This is a genomic window from Microbacterium hydrocarbonoxydans, assembly GCF_023715885.1.
GTDB classification, from domain to species: Bacteria; Actinomycetota; Actinomycetes; order Actinomycetales; family Microbacteriaceae; genus Microbacterium; species Microbacterium hydrocarbonoxydans_C.
Map to the genome: position 1 here is coordinate 199,357 of NZ_JAMBOY010000005.1, position 20,382 is coordinate 219,738.

A 20,382-nucleotide genomic window follows, 5' to 3' on the forward strand; every position below is an offset into this window, starting at 1 on the left:
GAGCGGAACTATACGGTGAGGGCTGCGCCGAGCGGCGCGATGTGGAACGTGCGCGCGAACGACTCGAGGTTCGAGACGTCGCCGCGTACGACGGCGAGCACGTCCTGCGCGATCGCTTCATCCGGCGTGATCTCGCCGGCGATCACGCGACGGATGCCGGGGCCGGCGACGATCACGGCATCCGGTTCTCCCTCCGGCTGACGTCCGTCGACGGGTGGCCCGGGCGGAGCAGGTGGCGCGATCTGCGCGACGACGAGATCACCGCCGCGCACCGAAGCGCGGAGCGCGACCTCCCCGACGTGCAGCTCGTACTCGGCGTCGTCCGCGGCATCCGCCTGGAACGCCGTGCGCAGGGCCATGGTGAGCGAGTCGGGCGTGATGACGTCGCCTTCCCCCGGATCTCCCATCGTCTGGAAGCCCCAACGCCCAAGCGCGAGGACGACGGACTCGAGCGCCTGCCCGTACGGGGTGAGCTCGTAGGCGAGACCGCGCCGCAGCGGGATGCGGCGTACGACGCCGCCGTCCTGCAGTTCCGTGAGCCGGGAGGACAGGATGTTGGTGGGAATGCGCGGCAGGCCCTGCTTGAGGTCGGTGTACCGACGGGGTCCGACGAGCAGGTCGCGGACGATGAGCAGCGCCCACCGCTCGCCGATCAGCTCGACGGCCGTCGTGACCCCGCAGTACTGGCCGTAGCTGCGCGCCGCCATCAGGATGCGGCGTTCTGCTCCGCGGCGTGATCGGCCACGTGGTCGGGGCCGTTCTCGGCGGCCTCCGGGGTCATGTAGAGGAAGCCGAGCGAGTTGCCGTCGGGGTCGTCGAGGTCGCGCGAGTACATGAAGCCGTAGTCCTGGGCGGGCCGCGGCTCGACGCCGCCGGCGGCGAGACCCTTCTCGAGGATGGCGTCGACCTCGTCGCGCGAGTCGCGGCTGAACGAGACCGAGACCTGCACGACCTCGTTCGGGTCGGCGATCGGCTTGTCGGTGAAGGTCTGGAAGAACTCGCGCTTCAAGACCATGAAGTAGATGTCCTTCGACCAGACGACGCACGCGGCGTTCTCGTCGGTGAAGTTCGGGTTGATCTCGCAGCCGAGAGCCGTGTAGAACGCCTTGGCACGCTCGAGGTCGGTGGTGGGCAGGTTGACGAAGACACTGGTCACGATGACTCCTTTGTCGTGGGTGATGATGCTCGATGCTTGCAAAAAGCAAGCATGGTTGTCAAGAGCAACTCAGCTGTCGCGAGAGCGTCGCGTCCCCACGGCCGCCAGCACACCGGCGCCGGCCGTGAGAACGGCCACCACGCCGAGCCCGACTCCGTGAACGGATGCCGTCGCCACGGCTCCCGCGACCAACGGGCCGCCCGCGTCACCGAGCTCGCGACCCAGCTCCGCGCTGCCCATCGTGCGCCCCATGCGCTCGGGCGGGGTGGAGGCGGCGAGGTGCGAGAACGCGACGGGCGTCGCCGTCCCCACCCCGAGTCCGACGAGCAGGGCCGTCGCGATCAGCGCGGCGGGATGATGTGTGATCGCCGACAGCGCGATGCCGACCGCGATGAGCAGCAGCCCGCCGACGGTGCCGCCGCGCACCGAGATCCGGCCTCGGTCGTGCGCCGAGCCCACCAGGGGCTGTGCCACGCTCGACGCGACAGCCAGCACCGTGACGATCGCCATGCTCCACACGGTGTCGAGCCCGGCCTGCCGACCGAGCAGCGGCAGGAACCCGACCGCCACGGCGAGCGCCCCGGTGGTCGCCGCCAGCACAAGGGTCGGCACGAGGAAACCGGGAGCGACGAGCTCGCGTCCGAGGTCGAGGAGCGTCACGCGCTTGCGGGGCAGCACGGGAACGTGCGGCACGGAGACGGCGACCCACGCCGCGGCGCCGAGACCCAGCGCGGCGAGCGCCCAGAACAGCGCGGGGAGCCCGCCCCACACGACGAGCACGGCTCCGAGCAGCGGACCGAGGGCGTAGCCCAGGCTCTTCCATGAGCCGTAGCGGCCGAAGTGCTTTCCGCGCGTGGCGTCGTCGGTCAGCCGCGCGACAGCCGCGGACGACGAGGGCGAGAAGGCCGAGGCCGCCGCGCCCTGTCCGAAGCGCCCGATCACCAGCCCGACCATCCCCGGCACCACAGCGCCCACCACCGAGAACGCCGCGAAGGCGAGCAGACCGCCGATGATCACGGGCCGAACGCCGACGCGATCGCTCAGCGCACCGAACAGCGGCTTGAGCAGTACCTCGGCCAGGTCGTACAGCGCAAGCGTGAACCCGAAGGCCAGGAGCGTCCACCCGATGTCGTCGGTCTCCGCGCCGAGTGCGGCGGCGATGCCGTGCGCGCCGAAGGCCGTGGTGAAACCCGCGAGGTACAGGGGAGCGAGGCGCGGCGCGGAGGTCACGCTCGATTGTCGCAGGCCGGACGGGATCCGTCGTGCGGGGGATGCCGCGGCATCCGTCCGCCCGTACGGTGGGAGGATGCCCGCCGCGACGTTCACACGCACGCCGAGCGCCCGCGAACAGCGCGCCGATCTCGTGCTCGCCGCGATCATGTTCGTCGGCGCCGTCCTCAGCGGGGCACTGTCGACGATCTCCGAGATCTACGGCGACACCCGCGCCGAGCCGTGGACCGCCCTCGTGTACGCGGCGGTCATCACCGTGCCACTCGCTTTCCGTCGGCGTTTCCCGGCTCCCGTGGCCGTGGTCGTGTGCGTGGCCTACTTCACCGCGGTCTCCCTGCAGGTACCCGAGATCTACGTCGGCAACATCGCCATGTTCGTGGCGCTGTACACGGTCGGCGCGTGGATGAACGAGCGCAGGGCGGCGATGATCGTGCGCGTCGCGATCATCGTCGGCATGTTCGTCTGGTTGCTCATCACGATGTACCGCGAGGCGATCGCGCAGGCCGATGAGGCCGAGGTCGCCGCCGGTCTGATGTCTCCGTACGTCGCCTTCATGCTCATCCAGGTGCTGCTCAACGTGCTCTACTTCGGCGGCGCCTACTACTTCGGGGACCGCTCGTGGAACGCCGCGCAGGCCCGCGAGATCCTCGAGCTGCGCACGGCCGAACTCGAACGCGAGCGCGAGGTCACCGCCGCGCAGGCCGTGGCGCTCGACCGGGTGCGCATCGCGCGCGAGCTGCACGACGTCGTCGCCCACCACGTGTCGGTGATGGGCGTGCAGGCCGGCGCCGCGCGGCTCGTGATCGACCAGGATCCGGAGAAGGCGCGCGGCATCCTGTCCGGCATCGAGGGGTCGGCGCGCGATGCGATCCATGAGCTGCGGCAGCTGCTCGAGACCCTGCGCACCCCCGGAGGCGACAGCGCCGAGCCGGCGTCGACCGTCACGCTCGACGACATCGCCGACCTTGCCCGGGCGTCGTCAGAGGCCGGGCTGCGCACCGACTACGCCGTGATCGGCGACCCGGTCGCGGTGCCGTCGGTCGTCGCCGTGAACCTCTATCGCATCGCGCAGGAGTCGCTGACGAACGCCCGCCGGCACGCGGGCGTCGGCGCCACCGCCGACGTCAGGGTCCGCTACGACGCGGACGCCGTCGAGGTCGAGGTCGTCAACACCGGGCGGGCGGTCGCCGCCCTCCGCCCCGGACTCGGCCAGCTCGGGATGCGGGAGCGCGCCGCCGCATCGGGCGGCACCCTCGAGGTCGCGCCGCGCAGCACCGGCGGCCTGCGCGTGCGGGCGCGGGTGCCGCTCGACGGCCCGGTCGCGAACCTCGATCAGGCCGCCGCCATCGATCGGAAGGACGCTCAGACATGACCTCGGATCAGACCCGCGTGCTGCTCGTCGATGACCACGCGATGCTGCGCGCCGGCTTCCGCACCATCCTCGACAGCCAGCCCGACATCACGGTGGTGGGCGAGGCGTCGACCGGCGCCGACGCGATCGCGCAGGTCAGGGCGCTGCGGCCCGACGTCATCACGATGGACGTGCAGATGCCCGACATGGACGGCATCGAGGCGACCCGCCGCATCGTCGCCGACCCGACCATCGCGGCCGCCATCGCGATCATCACCACCTTCGATCGCGACGACTACCTGTATCAGGCGCTGGATGCCGGGGCGAGCGGCTTCCTGCTCAAGAACGCCGGAGCGGAGGATCTCATCGCCGCGGTCCGGGCATTGGCCGCCGGAGACGGCATGCTCGCGCCGGAGGTGACGAGGCGCGTACTCGCACGGTTCGCCACGGCATCCGACTCCCCGCGGTCCGTCGACGCCGCCGGTCTGCGCCCCGCGTCCTCGGCGCCGGCCACAGCGGCACCTGCTCTCAGCGAGCCGCTCACCGACCGGGAGGCGGAGGTCCTCTCGCTGCTCGCCGACGCCCGCACCAACTCCGAGATCGCGAGCGCGCTGTTCATCGGCGAGGCGACCGTGAAGACGCACGTCTCGCGCATCCTGCAGAAGCTCGGCGCCAGGGACCGCGTGCAGGCGGTCGTCCTCGCCTACCGCCTCGGGCTCGCCTGACGCGCCCGGCGCGCCTGTGCGCCCGGTCCGACCCGAGGTGCTCGGGGCGCCTCGCGGCATCCCGCTACTCTCGGAGTGTGCTCGCCCGCCCGCCTCGATCCGACCAGCCCGGGTCCACCCTGGCCCGACCGGTCCTCGCCGGAATCGTCACGGCGCTCGTCGGCTTCACGAGCTCCTTCGCGGTCGTGCTCACCGGGCTCGCCGCAGTCGGCGCATCCCCCGCCGAGGCGGCGAGCGGATTGCTCGCCCTCTGCCTCACGATGGGCCTCGCGTGCATCGTGCTTGCCTGGCGCTACCGCATGCCGATCACCGCCGCCTGGTCGACGCCCGGCGCAGCACTCCTCGCGGCGACCGGCGCCGTCGAGGGCGGCTGGCCCGCGGCGGTCGGCGCGTTCCTCGTCGCCGCGGCGCTCATCCTGCTCACGGCGCTCTGGCCGGCGCTCGGTGCGCTGATCGCCCGGATCCCGCCGTCCATCGCCCAGGCCATGCTCGCCGGCGTACTGCTGCCGCTGTGTCTCGCGCCCATCACCGGACTCGTCGCCGATCCCTGGGGAGTCATCCCGGTCGTGGTGACCTGGCTCGTCTTCGCCCGTCTCGCCCCCCGGTGGGCCGTGCCGCTCGCCTTCGTCGCCGCGGCCGTCGTCGTGGCCATCTCGCTCGTGCAGTCCGGTGCGCCCGTGGATGCCGGCCTGCTGCTCCCTCGCGTCGAGCTCACCGCTCCCGTCTTCACGGTGGGCGCCCTGGTCGGCATCGCGCTGCCGCTGTTCATCGTCACGATGGCCTCGCAGAACGTGCCCGGCGTCGCGATCATGCGCAGCTTCGGCTACGAGGTGCCATGGCGGCCGGCCATGCTCGTGACCGGCGTCGGCACCGCGGCGGCCGCTGCCGCGGGCGGACACGCGATCAACCTCGCCGCGATCAGCGCTGCGCTCGCGGCATCTCCCGAGGCCGACCCCGATCGCGGGCGCCGATGGATCGCCGGGGTGTCGACGGGCGCGTCGTACCTCGTGCTCGGCGCGTTCTCGGCGGCGTTCGCCGCGCTCGTGCTCCTCGCGCCGGATGCCGTGATCCCCGCCGTCGCCGGGCTCGCCCTCTTCGGGGCGTTCGGCTCTTCGGTGCAACAGGCCATCGACGATCCCGGCGAGCGCATCCCCGCCGTGGTCACGTTCCTCGTCGCGGCATCCGGTATCGCCGTACTCGGGGTGAGCGCGGCGTTCTGGGCGCTCGTCGCCGGACTCCTCGTGCGCGGAGCGCTGCACATCGGGCGCCGCGGCCCGGCAGGTTAGCGTGGACGCGTGACCCTTCCGCCGCCCGCCGCCCCGTCGCCGCGCACCCCGGCCGGGTTCTTCGACGCCCGGGCCCTGACGGAGCCGGTGAACCCCGCAGAGATCGACGCGTTCGCCCGCGCGCACCGACGGGCGAATCCGACGACCGCCGGACAGATCGTCACGTGGGTGTTCGTGATCATGGCGCTGCTGCTGATCGTGCCGGTGGCCGGCGTGCTGCTGCTGGGGATCGGGTACGCGATCGGCAGGGACGGCGGCGTGCTGCTCGGCGGTCTCGTCGGTCTGCTCCTGTTCGGCGGTCTCATCGTCGGCGTGATCGCGCTCGTGCGGCGCGCGAACCGGCAGCGCACGCTCACCCGCTTCCGGCTGTCTCGCTTCGCCGCCGCGAACGCGATGACCTACCTCGACCGGATCGACGCACCGCCGCTGCCCGGGCTGATCTTCCAAGCCGGGTCGGGCCGGATGTCGACCGACGTCCTACGCGGCACCGCGCCCCGGTTCGTCGAGTTCGGCAATTACCAGTACACGACGAGCAACGGCAAGCAGAGCCAGACGCATCGGTGGGGGTACGTCGCGGTGAAGCTCGACGTGCCGCTGCCGAACATCCTGCTCGACGCCCTGGGCAACAACACCCTCGGCAGCAGCCTCGCGGGGGCGTTCCGCCGCGACCAGCGACTCTCGCTCGAGGGCGACTTCGACCGCTACTTCTCGCTGTACTGCCCCGAGGGGTATGAGGTCGACGCGCTCTATCTGTTCACCCCCGACGTGATGGCGCGCTTCGTCGACCATGCGGCCGAGCTCGACGTCGAGATCGTCGACGACTGGCTCTTCCTCTACACGAAGCGCGAGGCGTCGACGCTCGATCCCGCCACCTGGGCGTGGCTGTTCGGAGCTGTCGGCGCGCTGCTCGTGAAGCTGGATCAGTGGGCTCGCTGGCGCGACGAGCGGCTGCGCGGGCAGGCGGCGCCGGCAGGGCCGGCAGGGTCGGCGGGGTCGGTCATGCCGTCTTCGCAGGTTCCCGGCGCACCCGCCCTCCCGTTCACCGCTCCGGCGATCGTGCTCACCCCTCCGCCGGTCGGCGTCGCACCGCCCGGCCGGCGCCTGCGGCGGCGCAGCCCGTGGATCGTCGTGGGCATCGTGCTCGGCGCGGTGTTCCTCGTCACGACGGCGCCGTTCGCCCTCGGCATCCTCGTGATGCTGACCTCGCGGTGAGCGCGCCGCTTCTCGGGTGGAGGATGGCGTCCGCCGCGCGGTGGACCGGCGCCGCCGGCTCCCCACGACGATCCGCCGCACGGGGGATGCCGCGTCCCACACCCCCGCCCTAGCGTGAAGGCATGACAGGACAGCTCGCACTCACCGGCATCACCAAGAGCTACGGCTCTCGGCGCGTGCTCGACGACGTCTCGTTCGAGGTGGCCCCCGGCCGCCTGACGGGTTTCGTCGGCGGCAACGGCGCAGGCAAGACCACCACCATGCGGATCGTCCTCGGGCTGCTCTCCGCCGACGGAGGCACCGTGGCCCTCGACGGACAGTCGCTCACCGGGGACCAGCGCAGCCGCTTCGGCTACATGCCGGAGGAACGAGGGCTCTACCCCAAGATGAAGGTGCTGGAGCAGATCGTGTACCTCGCCCGGCTGCACGGCTTCAGCAAGCCGGATGCCACGGCCCGCGCGACCGCGCTGCTCACCGAACTGGGACTCGAGGAGCGCCTGAACGACACCATCGAGTCGCTGTCGCTCGGCAACCAGCAGCGCGCGCAGATCGCCGCCGCCCTCGTGCACGACCCCGAGGTCCTGATCCTCGACGAGCCGTTCTCGGGACTCGACCCGCTCGCCGTCGACGTCGTCGCGTCGGTGCTGCAGTCGTCCGCGGCCAAGGGAGCGTCGATCCTGTTCTCGTCGCACCAGCTCGACGTGGTCGAGCGGCTGTGCGACGACCTCGTGATCCTCGCGGGCGGGCAGATCCGTGCGGCGGGCTCCCGCGACGGCCTGCGGACCGAGCACGCCGGCAACCGCTACGAGCTCGTCTCCTCCGGGGATGCCGGGTGGCTGCGCGCCGAACCGGGCGTCACCGTCGTCGACTTCGAGGGCGGCTACGCCCTGTTCGACGCCGACGGCCCCGAGACCGCGCAGCGCGTGCTGCGCACCGCCGTCGAGCGCGGCGACGTCGCGAGCTTCGCGCCGAAGCATCCCTCCCTCGCCCAGATCTTCAAGGAGGTCATCCAGTGAGCACGCCAGCCCCCTTCCGCCGCCCCGCCCGGTCGAGCACCCAGGCCTCGATGATCTGGCTCGTCGCCGAACGCGAGATCGGCTCGAAACTGCGGAGCAAGGCCTTCCTGATCTCCACCGGCGTGCTGCTGCTCATCGCGCTCGCCGGCATCGTGATCGGCGGCTTCGCGAGCAAGAACGCCGCCGCGGAGTCCATGCCCGTCGCCGTGACGTCCGAGACGGCATCCGTCGTGTCGGCCCTGCCGAACGTCGAGGCCACCGAGGTCGCCGACACCGCAGCCGCCGAGGAGCTGCTCCGCTCCGAGAAGGTCGACGCGGCGGTCGTTCCCGGCGAGGGCGCGACCGGACTCACCGTGATCGCCCTCAAGGACGCCCCGAGCGGACTCGTGTCGGCGCTGTCGCAGGCGCCCGAGGTGCAGATCCTCGAGCCGGCGACCACGAACCCGCTGCTGCGGTACTTCATCGCCATCGCGTTCGGTATCGTGTTCATGGGCGCAGCGGCGACGTTCGGCGGCACGATCGCGCAGAGCGTGGTGGAAGAGAAGCAGACCCGCGTGGTCGAGATCCTGCTGTCGACGATCTCGTCGCGCACCCTGCTCGCCGGCAAGGTCATCGGCAACACGATCCTCGCGATGGGGCAGATCCTCGCGCTCGCGGCGATCGCCACGATAGGGCTCACGGCCACGGGTCAGAGCGAGGTGCTCGCGACGCTCGGGGCCCCGATCATCTGGTTCGCGGTGTTCTTCCTCTTCGGGTTCATCCTGCTCGCATCGATGTTCGCCGCTGCGGCCTCGATGGTGTCGCGTCAGGAGGACATCGGATCGACGACGACCCCGATCACGATGCTCATCATGGCGCCGTACGTGCTGGTGATCGTGTTCAACGACAACCCGTTGGTGCTCACGATCATGTCGTACGTGCCGTTCTCGGCGCCCGTAGGCATGCCGATGCGCCTGTTCGTCGGGGAGGCGCAGTGGTGGGAGCCCCTGCTGAGCCTCGTGATCCTGCTCGCGAGCTGCGTGGCGGCGATCGCCGTCGGCGCGAAGATCTACGAGAACTCGCTGCTGCGCATGGGCACCCGGGTCAAGCTGGGCGAAGCGCTGCGCGGCTGAGCATCCGCTCCTGCGCTGCTGCGTCGACGCCCCTGCCCATTTGCCGAGACCTTCCCCGCGCCGAGACCTACCCCGCGCCGAGATCCCCTGCGCCGAAGCCCACCACCCCCGTCGAGACCCACCACCCCCGACGTCTGCGGTGGTGGGTCTCGGCGCTCCCGGTGGGTCTCGGCGGGAGAAGAGCGCGGCGTCAGGGGGGTGTCAGGGGGTGGGCGTCAGAGCACGCCCTCGGAGAGCGTCGTCGGGTTGCCGAAGCGGTGGTTCGTGATCGACACGGCCTGCTCGTGCAGGAACGGCAGCATCTCGACCCGGCCGGCGCCGGTCACGGCGTGCGACCACACGGCCATGTCAGGGGTTCCGCCCAGAGCCTCGAACAGCGCCGCGGCGTCGCCGCCGACGAGACGCACGCGACGCCAGCTGTGCTCGGACTTGGCGGCGGCCTTGGCGTAGCGCTTCACCCATGCCGCGTCCTTGTCGCTCGACACGGTCACACCGGCAGCGCGGAGCGCCTTCTCCACGCGGGAGGGCAGTGCAGCGGCCGACACCGTGAACGGGCTGCCGCTGCGCAGGGCGGCGGCGATCACCCGGATGCCGTCGGCGAGCGTCGCACCTTCGGCGATGCGCACGTCGACCTCGACCGGACGGTACCGGAACACGTTGCGCTCGACACCGAGACCGGACTTGTCGGAGGTGACGCCGAACTCGGAGGTCCAGGCGCGCTCGTCGGAGGCGGCTGCGCGGTGCAGCCACTCGATCTCGACCGCGTCGAGATCGGCCGCGGCGGCGCTCAGCACCGACTCGACCACGGGCGCGGTGGCCGCGCCCGGAGCGGCGGCGGGCAGCTCGGCCGGAGCCCAGTCGCCGAGACCGAACAGATAGTTGGGTCCACCGGCCTTCGCGCCGGCGCCGACGGCCGAGCGCTTCCAGCCGCCGAACGGCTGCCGCTGCACGATCGCCCCGGTGATGCCGCGGTTCACGTAGAGGTTGCCCGCCTCGACCCGGTCGATCCAGGTGGCGACCTCGTCCGAGTCGAGCGAGTGGATGCCGGCGGTCAATCCGTAGTCCACGGCGTTCTGCAGGCGGATGGCCTCGTCGAAGTCCTTCGCGCGCATGATGCCGAGCACCGGACCGAAGAACTCCGTCATATGCGTGGTCGACCCGGGCGCGACGCCGGTCTTCACACCCGGCGTCCACTGCCGCCCCTCGGCGTCGAGCCGCTTCGGCTCGACGAGCCACCGCTCACCCTTGTCGAGCGTCGTGAGCGCGGTGAGCAGCTTGCCGTTCGCCGGCTCGATGATCGGGCCCATCTGTGTCGCCGGGTCCTCGGGCAGGCCGACGCGCATCGAAGTCACCGCGTCGACGAGCTGGCGCTCGAAGCGCGCGGAGTCGGCGACCGACCCGACGAGGATCGCGAGCGATGCGGCCGAGCACTTCTGCCCCGCGTGCCCGAAAGCGCTGCGGGCGACGTCGGCGGCGGCGAGGTCGAGGTCGGCCGACGGGGTCACGATGATCGCGTTCTTGCCGCTCGTCTCGGCGAGCAGCGGCAGATCGGAGCGGAACGAGCGGAACAGCTGCGCCGTCTCGTACGCACCCGTGAGGATCACCCGGTCGACCGCAGGGCTCGCCACGAGCTGTGTGCCGAGGTCGCGGTTCGCCAGGTCGACGAGAGCGAGCAGCTCACGGGGCACCCCGGCCGCCCACAGGGCCTCGACCATGACGGCGCCGCAGCGCTGGGTGAGCTTGGCCGGCTTGATGATGACGCCGGAGCCCGAGGCGAGGCCGGCGAGTACGCCGCCTGCGGGGATCGCCACGGGGAAGTTCCACGGCGGGGTCACGACCGTGACCTTCGACGGCACGAACTCGGCCCCCGTGATGTCCTCGAGGTCGAGCGCCCGCTCTGCGTAGTAGTGCGCGAAGTCGATGGCCTCGCTGACCTCGGGGTCGGCCTCGGCAATGGTCTTGCCCGCCTCGTGCGCCATGATCTCGATGAGTTGAGCACGACGGGCGGAGAGCTCGTCGCCGGCACGGTGCAGGATCTCGGCGCGCTCGGATGCCGGGCGCGCGGCCCACTCCTCGGCGGCGCTCTGCACGGTGGCGAAGACCCCGTCGAGCTGCGCCTCTGCCTCGACGCGCGCGGCGGCGATCGCGTCCAGACCGAGGGTCGAGCCGATCGACCGCTTCAGGATCTCGCGGCCCCACGCGCGGTTCGCGGCGATCGCCGGGTCGGTGTCGGGCTGGTTGTGGAAGCCCGTCGTCACGGCATCCGTCCGCTCTTCGGCCGCGCGGTTCTGCACGCGGTTCGGCGACGGCACCGCCGGGTCTGCCACGAGCGCGGCGAGAGAGCGCTCGAAGCGCTCGCGCTCGCGGGTGAGCAGCTGCGGGTTCGAGGCGAGCTCGAACACGGCCGACATGAAGTTCTCGGGGCTGGCGTTCTCTTCGAGGCGGCGCACGAGGTAGGCGATCGCGACGTCGAACTCCGCCGGATTCACGACCGGCGTGTAGAGCAGCAGGCGGCCGACGTCCTTGCGGACGGCCTCGGCCTGACCGGTCGCCATGCCGAGCAGCATCTCGTACTCGACGGCCTCCGTCACGCCGCGGGACTTCGCGAGCAGCCAGGTGTACGCGATGTCGAAGAGGTTGTGGCCCGCGACGCCGATGCGCACGGCATTCAGTCGTTCCGGCGTCATGGCCCAGTCGAGCACGCGCTTGTAGTTGGTGTCGGAGTCCTGCTTGGTGCCGTAGGTGGCGAGCGGCCAGTCGTGGATCTTCGAGTCGACCTCCTCCATCGCGAGGTTCGCGCCCTTGACGACGCGCACCTTGATCGGGGCGCCGCCCTTCGCACGGCGCACGGCGGCCCATTCCTGCAGACGCTGCATCGCGGCGAGCGCGTCCGGCAGGTAGGCCTGCAGCACGATGCCGGCCTCGAGGCCTTCGAGACCCGGCTGGTCGAGGATGCTGGTGAACGCCGCGATGGTCAGGTCGAGGTCCCGGTACTCCTCCATGTCGAGGTTGATGAACTTCGCCTTACCCTTGGCCTCCGCGTCGGCGGCGAGGCGGTAGAGCGGGGTCAGCTTCTCGACGACGTCGGCGACGGCCTCGTCGAAGGACCACATCGACAGCTGGCTGACGACACTCGAGACCTTGATCGACACGTAGTCGACGTCTTTGCGCGCGAGGAAGTCGTAGGTGCCCTGCAGACGGCGGCCGGCCTCGCGCTCGCCGAGCACCGCCTCGCCGAGGAGGTTGAGATTCAGTCGGTTGCCGGTCTTGCGCAGCTTCGCGATCGCAGGACCGAGCTTCGAGGGCGTCGCGTCGAGCACGAGGTGTCCGACCATGGCCCGCAGCACGCGGCGTGAGATCGGCACGACCACACCGGGAAGCTTCGGGGCGAAGAACCCGCCGGCCTTGATCGCGGCGCGCAGGTATCCGGGCAGCAGCGTCGGGGTGATGTCGGAGAGCTCGGCCAGTGTGCGGCCGGCGACGCCGAGGTCTTCGGGGCGCATGACGCCGTCGACGAAGCCCACCGTGAAGGCGAGGCCGTTCGGGTCCTTCAGCACCTCGGAGAGACGCTGGGCGGCCGGCTCGACGGGGTGAGTCTCGCTCTCGGCGAGCCAGCGCTGCACGAGCGCGGCGACCTCTTCGGTGCTCGGGGTGGTGGCGGTGTCGGCGGCGACAGTCATCGGGGACCTTCCAGGGGGATCGCGCGTCCGGGTGCGCGCGGCTCGATCATTCTCAGACGGCGCAGTAGGCTACGTCTATCAACCGATTCGAGTGCTGACCGTTCACCCTGGCTGAACGATCACCGATGACGCGAAGAGACCGGATGCTGGACGTCAACCGCCTGCGGATGCTCGTGGAGCTGTCGCGCCTCGGTACCCTCTCGGCCGTCGCCGACGCCCTCTCCTACAGCAAGGCGACGGTGTCGCAGCAGCTCGCCGCGCTCGAGCGCGAGGTGGGCGTCGCGCTGCTGCGCCGGGTCGGCCGCGGAGTCCAGTTCACCCCGCAGGGCACCGTGCTCGTGACGGAGGCCATCGGCATCCTCGACCGCCTGGAGCAGGCCGAGGTCGCGGTCGCCGAGTCGCTCACGGAGGTCACGGGGACCGTGCATCTCGCGGTGTTCCAGTCGACGGCACACTCTCTGCTCCCCGGAGCGCTCGCGGCGCTGCGTGCCGAGCACCCGTCCCTCCGGGTCGAGGTCACCGAGAGCGACCCCGAGACCGGTCTCGTCGGCGTCTCGAGCCGGGACTTCGATCTGATCCTCGCCGAGCAGTACCCCGGCCGCACGCGCCCCCTGCACTCCGACCTCGATCGGGTCGCGCTCGCCCACGACGCCATCGCGCTCGCCAGACGGCCGGGCAGCCCGTCGGAAGCGGATGCCGTCGCGGCACTGTGGTCGACGCGTGACGAGCCCTGGGTGCTCGAACCCGCCGGCACGGCGTCGCGCGCGTGGGCCGAACAGCTCTGCCGCACCGCGGGTTTCGAGCCGGACGTGCGGTTCGAGGTCGCCGACCTCACCGCGCACGTGCGCCTCATCCGAGCCGGGCTCGCGGTGGGACTGCTGCCCGAGCTCGTGTGGGCGGGCGAGACACCGACCGTCGACCTGTCACCCCTTCCCGACGAACCCCGGCGCGAGATCTTCTCCTCGGCGCGGCGGGTCTCAGCGGCCTCCCCGTCGATCCGCGCGGTGCGGCGGGCGCTCGCGTCGACGGCATCCAGCAATCTGCTGGACTGACCGGGGCCGATACCGCGGCTGCGCGGCATCCGAGGCATCGTGCGACATCCTCGGCCGTCACAGAACGTCACGGGAATATGCGGACGCATGCAGTCGTTGGCACCCTCGTACACGGACGACGGAGTCCGGATCCGACTCCTGTTGAAAGGCACTTCCGTGAGCACTCCCGTGATCGACCGCACCGCCCCCACCGAGCACCCCGTCCTCGAGGTGCTCGCCGGCCGCTGGAGCCCCCGCGCCTACGACGCGCAGAACGACATCGACGAGGCCAAGCTCGCGACCGCCCTCGAGGCAGCGCGCTGGAGCCCTTCCGCCAACAACTCGCAGCCCTGGCGCTTCATCGTCGCCCGTCGCGGCACCGCCCTGCACGCTCAGGTCGTCGACTCGCTCGTCGGCTTCAACCAGACCTGGGCGCGCAACGCCGCCGTGCTCGTCGTCGCGATCGCCGAGACCGCGACGGCCGACGGCACGCCCCTCACCCACGCCTTCTACGACCTCGGCCAGGCCGTCGCGCACTTCTCGGTGCAGGCTCACCACGACGGTCTCGTCGTGCACCAGATGAGCGGGTTCGACCCCGAGGTCGTGCGCGAGTTCGCCGACCTCGAGGAGCGCTTCGTGCCGGCCACCGTCTTCGCGGTCGGCGAGTTCGGCGATGTCGAGTCGCTGCCCGAGGTGCTGCAGGAGCGCGAAGTCGCCCCGCGCATTCGTCGCCCGATCGACGAGACGGTCATCCTCAGCGCCTGAGCGAAGTCCCGTCTCGTCGTTTCCGCCGCCGCACACGCGCGTCGAGACCCCACACCCGCGCCGAAACCCCATCCGAGCTACGTAGCTCAGATGGGGTTTCGGCGTTTCCGTAAGGTCTCGGCGGAAAGCGCGAGCAGGACACGCAGGATATGGATGCCGCGTCAGCGCCCGATGGCGCGGCGGCGCACTGCCTCGAGCAGCTCGAGATCGATCTCGACGTGATGCTGCGCGATCCGCCCGGCATCCTCCGCCCGCCCGTCGACGATCGCGTCGACCAGCTCCGAGTGCTCCCTCGCGGCACGCTCCTCCATCGCCGGGCGACTGTCGGAATCGCCCCACAGATGGGCCGGCGCCACGATCGTGAAGCGTCGCTCGTGCTCGCGCACCACCTCCGACAGGGTGTCGTTGTGCGCCGCGGCGATGATGGCGAGGTGCAGCAGGCTGTCGGCGTGCTGGCGCGCCGCGCCCGTCTCCGCCTCGGAGAAGTCGTCGAGTCGCGCACGCATCAGGACGATGTCGTCCTCCGTGCGATTCACCGCCGCGAGTCGCGCGATCGCGCCGTGCAGATGGGTGCCGGCGATCGCGGCATCGACGAGCTGCGGCCACTGCTCCTCGAGCCAGCGCGTCACGGCCGCCGCCTCCGACGTCGGCCATTCCTCCCGCACGAAGGATCCGCCGGTGCGGCCCCGCTGCTTCTCGAGGATGCCGCGGGCGACCAGACGTTCGAGCGCTGCCCGCGTCGTGGTTCGGCCGACGCCGAGCGACACGGCGAGGTCGCGCTCGGCCGGCAGCCGCGTCCCGGGCAGGAACTCTCCGATCGCCACGGCCGTCACCAGCCGGTCGGTGATGCGGTCGATCAGGGTGTCGTCGGTCTCCGTCATATCGGTTCCAGTGTTACATCGATGTGAAATCACGACGGAATGGTTTACTCACAGACCATTTAGGTCCACGATGTCCTCATGCATCGTCGCGAATCCACTGCCCCGTTCCGTGATGGTTTCACCTGGTACCGGGTCACCGAGCCCGATGAGCCTCGGGACCTCGCCCCGCTCTTCGTCCTGCACGGCGGTCCTGGCATGGCGCACGACTACGTCCGCGCTCTCGAGGCTCTCGCCGACCTGACCGGGCGAACGGTCGTCCACTACGACCAGATCGGCTGCGGGCGCAGCTCCCACCACCCCGATGCGCCCGTGGAGCACTGGACGCCGGCACTCTTCGTCGACGAGTTCCATGCGCTGCGCGCCCATCTCGGCATCGACGAGTATCACGTGCTCGGTCAGTCGTGGGGAGGAATGCTCGGCGCCGAGATCGCGGTGCGGCAGCCCGACGGCATCCTCAGCCTGCTGATCTGCAACTCCCCCGCATCCATGCCGCTGTGGACGAGCGAGGCCGCGCGGCTGCGTGCGGAGCTGCCGGTGGCGGCGCGCGAGGCGCTCGACCGGCACGAGACCGACGGCACGATCGACCACCCCGATTACCTCGCGGCGACCCAGGTGTTCTATGAGCGTCACGTGTGCCGCGTCGTGCCCACGCCGCAGGACTTCGTCGACAGCGAGGCGCAGATGCTCGACGACCCGACGGTCTACCACACCATGAACGGCCCGAACGAGTTCCACGTGGTCGGCACCCTGCGCGACTGGTCGGTCGTCGACCGTCTCGAACAGGTGCTGTCCCCCACCCTCGTGGTCGCCGGCGAGTTCGACGAGGCCACCCCCGCGACGTGGCAGCCGTTCGTCGACCGCATCCCGAACGTGCGCTCTCACGTCTTCCCCGGCGCAAGCCACTGCGTCCACCTCGAACAGCCCCGCGAGTTCCTCCGCGTCGTCGCGGACTTCCTCGCAGACCACCCGTGACCCGACAGGAGAGACGATGACCACCACCGCATCCGGAGACCAGCCGAGGCTGGAATCGTTCGGCTACAGGCAGGAGCTCAAGCGCTCCGTCTCGACCGTCGACCTCGTCGTCTACGGCCTCGTCTTCATGGTGCCGATCGCGCCCTGGGCGATCTTCGGCGTCGTCTTCAACGAGTCGAAGGGCATGGTGCCCCTCGTCTACCTCGTCGGCCTGATCGCGATGATCTTCACCGCCCTCGGCTACGCGCAGATGGCGAAGTCGTTCCCGCTCGCCGGTTCCGTGTTCTCCTACGTGGGTCGGGGTACGCATCCCGTGGCCGGATTCTTCGCCGGGTGGTCGATCCTGCTCGACTATCTGCTCGTGCCGACCCTGCTCTACGTGTTCGCGGCCTCCTCGATGCGCGGCATCTTCCCCGACTCACCCGAGTGGCTGTGGGCCATCCTCTGCGTAGCCGTCAACACGGTCATCAACGTGCTCGGCATCGGCTCGATCACCGTCGCGAACCGCATCTTCCTGGCGATCGAGCTGGTCTTCGTCGCGATCTTCGTCGTGATCGCCGTCTCCGCCCTCACCGGCGACACCATCGCCGGCTCGTCCTTCTCGCTCGCGCAACTGTGGGACCCGGCCAAGGTCGACCCGCCGCTGATCGCCGCCGCGCTGTCGATCGCGGTGCTCAGCTTCCTCGGTTTCGACGGCATCTCGACCCTGTCGGAGGAGACGACCGGCAGGAGGAACCCGGCCGGTCGGGCGATGGTCATCGCGCTCTTCATCGTCGCCACCCTGTTCATCCTGCAGACCTGGCTCGCCAGCGCTCTGGCCGCCGGCACGATCGCCTTCGATGAGGACACGGTCAACAACGCGTTCTTCTCCATCGTCGCGCAGGCTGCGGGCAGCGGATGGGCGACCGCGTTCCTCGCCGTCAACGTCGTCGCCGTCGGCATCGCGAACGCGATCGCCGCGCAGGCCGCCACGTCGCGCCTGCTGTACTCGATGAGCCGCGACCGACAGCTGCCGCGGTTCTTCTCGAAGATCAACGCGCGTCAGGTACCGGTGTACGCGATCCTGGTGGTCAGCGCCCTGAGCGTCGTCCTCGTGCTGTTCTTCGTGGGACAGATCGGAGTGATCTCGTCGCTGGTCAACTTCGGAGCCCTGTTCGGATTCCTCCTGCTGCACGTCGCCGTCTTCTGGCACTACATCGTCCGCAAGCGCTCGACCAACTGGCTGCTGCACCTCGTCGTGCCGCTGTGCGGGTTCCTCATCATCGGGTACGTGCTGGTCAACGCCTCCGTCGAGGCGAAGGTCGGCGGAGTGATCTGGCTCGCCGTCGGTGTCATCGTGTTCGTCATCTTCCGCATCCGCAACGGCGCGAATCCCGAGATACTGTCGGAGCACGCGGCCACGAGCGAAGGGAAGACGGAATGACCGGCATCGACCACTTCCTCGGCAAGGAGCTCGGCCGCCCGGGATTCCGTGCCGACGTCGATCCGGTGCTGCGCATCGCGGCCGGTACCGGGGAGCGGATCGGCTTCGAGACGGATGACGCGGTCTACCGCGAGCTCCACGATCACGGCGACCTCGGCGCCCTGACGGCGCCGATCAACCCCGTCACCGGTCCCGTTCGGGTCGAGGGCGCACACCCCGGCGACGCGCTCGCGGTGACCGTCCACGAGATCCGCCTGAAGGAGTGCGGATGGTCGGTGAGCCTCCCCGGCACGGGCGCACTGCGTCACCGCATGGGAGACGCGGTGCTCACCCGGCGCATCACGATCGACGAAGCGGGCGTGCACCTCACGGATCGTCACCTGGTCGCTCCGCGGCCGATGATCGGATGCATCGGCACGGCACCGGCATCCGGCGTTAACTCGACCGTCATGCCCACCACCGCGCTCGGCGGGAACATGGACGTCACCGAGGTCGCGCCCGGCTCGACCGTCTACCTCCCGGTCGAGGTCGAGGGCGCCCTGCTGTCGATCGGCGACATCCACGCGATCATGAGCGAGGGCGAGTCGTCGTTCGTCGCGATCGAGGCGGAGGGCATCGCCGTGGTGAGCGTCGACGTGATCCCGGGGCTCGCGCTGCGGGCTCCGCGCATCGAGACGCCGGACTCGTGGCTGTTCGTCGGACTCGGCGATCCCGTGCAGGAGAGCATCACGCGCGGCTATGAAGACGCCTACGATTTCCTCGTCGGCGACCACGGGTGGGACCGGATGGATGCGTTCGCGGTGATGAGCGCCCTCGTCGACTCGAAGCTGGGCGGACCGACGGGGTCGAGCGATCCCGACCCGCTGCATCCGTTCGCGGCGGTCGGGGCAGTGACGCTGCACCGCGTGCCGAAGTCGGTTCTGTAGCCGCGCCACGCTCCCGTCGCGATTTGTCAGGAACACTGCGCGGCTGCTGCGACCTAGACTCGTCGGCATGGCAATTCTGCGCAGGATCAAGTCGGTCGAGCAGTCCATGGCCGAGACTCACGACGAGAAGCGCTCGCTCAAGCGCTCCCTCGGCGTCTGGGACCTCGCCGTCATGGGCGTCGCGGTGGCCGTCGGCGCCGGCATCTTCTCGGTGGGCGCCGAGGCGTCGGCGAGGCACGCCGGCCCCGCGGTGATCATCTCGTTCGTGATCGCCGCGGTCGTGTGCGGCCTGGCGATCCTCTGCTACGCGGAGTTCGCGTCATCCATTCCCGTGGCGGGATCCGCCTACACGTTCACCTACTCGACGCTGGGCGAGTTCCTCGCCTGGATCATCGGCTGGGACCTCATCCTCGAGATGCTGATGGCCTCGGCCGTCATCGCGAAGTACTGGGGCGTGTACCTCGGCGACGCGGTGTCGCTGTTCGACCTCGACATCCCCATGACGCTGCAGCTCGGGCCACTCGCCTTCGACTGGGGTCCCGTCGTCATCGTCGCGATCTTCACGACGCTCCTCGCGCTCGGCACCCGACTGTCGAGCCGGGTGAACAGCGTGTTCACGGTCATCAAGGTCGCGATCGTGCTGTTCGTCATCGTGGTCGGCTTCTTCTTCGTCAACGGCGCGAACTACACCCCGTTCGTCCCGCCGGCACAGGAGGGCGCCGCATCCGAGAGCGCCTGGACGCAGTCGCTGTTCTCGTTCCTCACCGGCGCCGACCCGACGCTGTACGGCGTGTTCGGCATCCTCTCCGGCGCCGCGCTCGTGTTCTTCGCGTTCATCGGCTTCGACGTCGTCGCGACGAGCGCGGAGGAGACCAAGGACCCGAAGCGCACGGTGCCCCGCGGCATCATGCTCGGACTCGTCATCGTCACGGTGCTCTACGTGCTCGTCGCCATCGTCATCACGGGCATGGTGTCGTACACCGAGCTCGCGAAGCTCGACGAGCCGTCGCTGTCGAGCGCGTTCGAGCTGGTCGGCGCGACCTGGGCCGCTCAGGTGATCGCGATCGGCAGCCTGGTCGGACTCACGACCGTCGTGATGGTGTTGCTCATGGGTCTCGCCCGCGTCGTGTTCGCGATGAGCCGCGACGGCCTGCTCCCCCGCTCGCTGAGCGTCACCGACGCCAAGCGCGGCACGCCCGTGCGCATCCAGCTCATCGTCGGCGTGATCATCGCGATCATCGCGGGCTTCACCGACGTGCAGGTGCTGGGCGACATGATCAACATCGGCACCCTGTCGGCCTTCGTGCTTGTGAGCATCGGCGTGCCGATCCTGCGCAAGTCCCGCCCCGACCTCGAGCGCCCGTTCACGGTGCCGCTGTCGCCGTGGCTTCCCTGGATCTCGGCGATCGCCTGCTTCTGGCTCATGTTGAACCTGAGCACCGAGACCTGGGTGCGGTTCGGCGTCTGGCTGCTGGTCGGCATCGTGATCTACTTCGCGTACTCCCGGCGCCACTCGATCATCGGTCAGGAGCTCGAACGCGACGCGATCACGGCGCGCGGCACCCGCCTCTGACCCAGGGCGCCGCTCACCCCGGGCGCCCCACCCCGGGCGCCTC

At 70.3% G+C, this 20,382-nt stretch carries 17 protein-coding genes; 12 read left to right on the forward strand and 5 right to left on the reverse strand.

Features of this window, described 5'->3' with window-relative positions; genetic code table 11:
* Nucleotides 1-8: 8 nt before the first annotated feature.
* From M3195_RS14285 to M3195_RS14295, 3 genes are all read right to left on the reverse strand, one after another.
* The gene (locus tag M3195_RS14285; RefSeq protein WP_251588584.1) at nt 9-707 is read right to left on the reverse strand and encodes a winged helix-turn-helix transcriptional regulator; all 699 of its coding nucleotides are present in this window, start codon (nt 705-707) and stop codon (nt 9-11) included.
* Complete coding sequence (locus M3195_RS14290) at nt 707-1,156, reverse strand: VOC family protein (protein ID WP_251588585.1); 450 nt, start codon at nt 1,154-1,156, stop codon at nt 707-709. Before M3195_RS14290 ends, M3195_RS14285 begins: the two co-directional genes overlap by 1 nt.
* A 69-nt stretch (nt 1,157-1,225) precedes the next feature.
* Nucleotides 1,226-2,386, reverse strand: a complete 1,161-nt coding sequence (locus M3195_RS14295) for an MFS transporter (RefSeq protein WP_251588586.1) — start codon at nt 2,384-2,386, stop codon at nt 1,226-1,228.
* Between the two features lie 76 nt (nt 2,387-2,462).
* Between M3195_RS14295 and M3195_RS14300 the strand changes: the two genes are divergently transcribed.
* From M3195_RS14300 to M3195_RS14325, 6 genes are all read left to right on the forward strand, one after another.
* Nucleotides 2,463-3,758, forward strand: a complete 1,296-nt coding sequence (locus M3195_RS14300) for a sensor histidine kinase (protein WP_251588588.1) — start codon at nt 2,463-2,465, stop codon at nt 3,756-3,758.
* Nucleotides 3,755-4,462, forward strand: a complete 708-nt coding sequence (locus tag M3195_RS14305) for a response regulator (RefSeq protein ID WP_251588589.1) — start codon at nt 3,755-3,757, stop codon at nt 4,460-4,462. Before M3195_RS14300 ends, M3195_RS14305 begins: the two co-directional genes overlap by 4 nt.
* 77 nt (nt 4,463-4,539) lie before the next feature.
* A complete protein-coding gene (locus M3195_RS14310) occupies nt 4,540-5,748 on the forward strand; it encodes a benzoate/H(+) symporter BenE family transporter (RefSeq protein WP_251588590.1) in 1,209 nt (402 codons plus the stop codon).
* A gap of 9 nt (nt 5,749-5,757) precedes the next feature.
* Nucleotides 5,758-6,960 (forward strand): hypothetical protein, encoded by a 1,203-nt coding sequence (locus M3195_RS14315; protein ID WP_251588591.1) that lies wholly within the window; start codon nt 5,758-5,760, stop codon nt 6,958-6,960.
* 122 nt (nt 6,961-7,082) lie between these two features.
* On the forward strand, nt 7,083-7,976 hold the full coding sequence (locus M3195_RS14320) for an ABC transporter ATP-binding protein (RefSeq protein WP_251588592.1): 894 nt from the start codon (nt 7,083-7,085) through the stop codon (nt 7,974-7,976).
* The gene (locus M3195_RS14325) at nt 7,973-9,088 is read left to right on the forward strand and encodes an ABC transporter permease (protein WP_374209328.1); all 1,116 of its coding nucleotides are present in this window, start codon (nt 7,973-7,975) and stop codon (nt 9,086-9,088) included. The genes M3195_RS14320 and M3195_RS14325 overlap by 4 nt, the downstream gene beginning before the upstream one ends.
* 215 nt (nt 9,089-9,303) lie before the next feature.
* On the opposite strand, the gene M3195_RS14330 is transcribed toward M3195_RS14325, so the two are convergent.
* A complete protein-coding gene (locus M3195_RS14330) occupies nt 9,304-12,768 on the reverse strand; it encodes a bifunctional proline dehydrogenase/L-glutamate gamma-semialdehyde dehydrogenase (protein WP_251588593.1) in 3,465 nt (1,154 codons plus the stop codon).
* Nucleotides 12,769-12,911: 143 nt separating this feature from the next.
* On the opposite strand from M3195_RS14330, the gene M3195_RS14335 reads away from it, so the two are divergent.
* On the forward strand, nt 12,912-13,820 hold the full coding sequence (locus tag M3195_RS14335) for a LysR substrate-binding domain-containing protein (protein ID WP_251588660.1): 909 nt from the start codon (nt 12,912-12,914) through the stop codon (nt 13,818-13,820).
* A gap of 156 nt (nt 13,821-13,976) precedes the next feature.
* Nucleotides 13,977-14,564 (forward strand): nitroreductase family protein, encoded by a 588-nt coding sequence (locus M3195_RS14340; RefSeq protein ID WP_251588594.1) that lies wholly within the window; start codon nt 13,977-13,979, stop codon nt 14,562-14,564.
* Between the two features lie 161 nt (nt 14,565-14,725).
* Here the strand turns inward: M3195_RS14340 and M3195_RS14345 are convergent, their stop codons facing one another.
* Nucleotides 14,726-15,445, reverse strand: a complete 720-nt coding sequence (locus tag M3195_RS14345; RefSeq protein WP_251588595.1) for a FadR/GntR family transcriptional regulator — start codon at nt 15,443-15,445, stop codon at nt 14,726-14,728.
* A 78-nt stretch (nt 15,446-15,523) separates the two neighbouring features.
* Between M3195_RS14345 and M3195_RS14350 the strand changes: the two genes are divergently transcribed.
* The 4 genes from M3195_RS14350 (at nt 15,524) to M3195_RS14365 (ending at nt 20,339) form a co-directional block, all read left to right on the forward strand.
* Nucleotides 15,524-16,417, forward strand: coding sequence for a proline iminopeptidase-family hydrolase (locus M3195_RS14350; RefSeq protein WP_251588597.1), 894 nt, complete (start codon nt 15,524-15,526; stop codon nt 16,415-16,417).
* Nucleotides 16,418-16,433: 16 nt separating this feature from the next.
* Nucleotides 16,434-17,840: an APC family permease gene (locus tag M3195_RS14355; RefSeq protein WP_251588598.1), complete on the forward strand. Its 1,407-nt coding sequence runs from the start codon at nt 16,434-16,436 to the stop codon at nt 17,838-17,840.
* Nucleotides 17,837-18,766 carry an acetamidase/formamidase family protein gene (locus M3195_RS14360; protein WP_251588599.1) on the forward strand — a complete coding sequence of 310 codons (930 nt, stop codon included), beginning with the start codon at nt 17,837-17,839 and terminating at the stop codon, nt 18,764-18,766. The genes M3195_RS14355 and M3195_RS14360 overlap by 4 nt, the downstream gene beginning before the upstream one ends.
* 67 nt (nt 18,767-18,833) lie before the next feature.
* Nucleotides 18,834-20,339 carry an amino acid permease gene (locus M3195_RS14365; protein ID WP_251588600.1) on the forward strand — a complete coding sequence of 502 codons (1,506 nt, stop codon included), beginning with the start codon at nt 18,834-18,836 and terminating at the stop codon, nt 20,337-20,339.
* Nucleotides 20,340-20,382 lie beyond the last annotated feature (43 nt).